Source organism: Streptomyces sp. NRRL WC-3605 (assembly GCF_001509795.1).
In the GTDB taxonomy this organism is placed as follows: domain Bacteria; phylum Actinomycetota; class Actinomycetes; order Streptomycetales; family Streptomycetaceae; genus Streptomyces; species Streptomyces viridochromogenes.
Genome location: NZ_LLZN01000010.1, coordinates 1 through 308 on the forward strand (window position 1 = coordinate 1; position 308 = coordinate 308).

Sequence of the window (308 nt, forward strand, 5' to 3'; positions counted from 1 at the left end):
CCGGCCGACGTGATCGACCGGGGCGAGGCCGGGGTGGACATCAATCTCGCGAGCTACTACTTCGAGAAGTACGACATCGGCCACATCATGGGGATGCTGGCCCACGAGATCGGCCTGCACCCGCTGGCCTCCCGGAACACGTCGATCCCCGACGAGGAGGAGATGTTCGCGGGCGTCCCGCTCGCCGTACCCGGTCTCACCGACCTGAAGACACCGCGCACGATGAGCACCGAGGGCGCCGGCCAGGCCGACCACATCATGGCCGCGTTCCCCAGCAGCACCCGCCACCGCGTCTACCGCGACATCGT

Annotated in this window: 1 protein-coding gene; it reads left to right on the forward strand. The window is 68.2% G+C overall.

Going from position 1 to position 308, the window contains the following annotated elements:
- On the forward strand, positions 1-308 hold a 308-nt coding region (locus ADL34_RS04270), incomplete at both ends, for a hypothetical protein (protein ID WP_159038888.1).